The 583-nt window shown below is 55.4% G+C and carries 1 protein-coding gene and 1 pseudogene; both read left to right on the top strand.

Annotated elements, in window-relative coordinates:
- Positions 1-411: pseudogene (locus L2W48_RS12920) on the top strand (IS3 family transposase); the annotation flags it as partial.
- The coding region (locus tag L2W48_RS13185) for a helix-turn-helix domain-containing protein (protein WP_369123588.1) at positions 387-583 on the top strand (197 nt) is incomplete at its 3' end. The pseudogene L2W48_RS12920 and the gene L2W48_RS13185, both read left to right, overlap by 25 nt.

The raw sequence follows: 583 nt of genomic DNA, 5'->3' as shown, positions 1-583 counted from the left end.
GAGACGGGCATAACGGTGACCACCCTCTATAACTGGAGAAAAGAGCTCCGTGCGTCCGGCAAGGCAGCTCCCTGCGACGAAGATAGACCGGACAGCTGGAGCTCCAGAGACAAGTTCCTCATAGTCCACGAGACCTACACCATGAACGAGGAGGAGCTGGCCCGGTACTGCAGGGAAAAGGGCCTGTTCGTCGAACAGGTTATAAGCTGGCGAAACTCCTGCGAGGAGGCAAACGATGGCCAGAGCCTCAAGGTAAGGGAGCTTATGCATGAGGTAAGCCAGGTAAAGAAGGATCACAAGAAGCTGGAACAGGAGCTCAGACGTAAGGACAAAGCCCTGGCCGAAGCGGCTGCCCTGCTGGTGCTGAGAAAAAAAGTCCAGGCGATCTGGGGGGAAAACGAGGACGACTGATCGGTGCCTCGGATCGCCGTAAAGCAGTAGAACTGATCGAAGAAGCCGTATCGAGCGGAGCTACCCAGGCTAAAGCCTGTAGAGAGGTCGGCATAACTGAGAGAACCTTCCAGAGATGGTGCAAAGAGGGCCATGTAAAAGAGGACCAAAGACCTCACGCTCCCAGAAAGAC

The organism is Dethiosulfovibrio russensis (genome assembly GCF_021568855.1).
In the GTDB taxonomy this organism is placed as follows: domain Bacteria; phylum Synergistota; class Synergistia; order Synergistales; family Dethiosulfovibrionaceae; genus Dethiosulfovibrio; species Dethiosulfovibrio russensis.
Note: the sequence above shows the minus strand (reverse complement) of the source record. Positions and strands in the feature narration are given on the sequence as shown.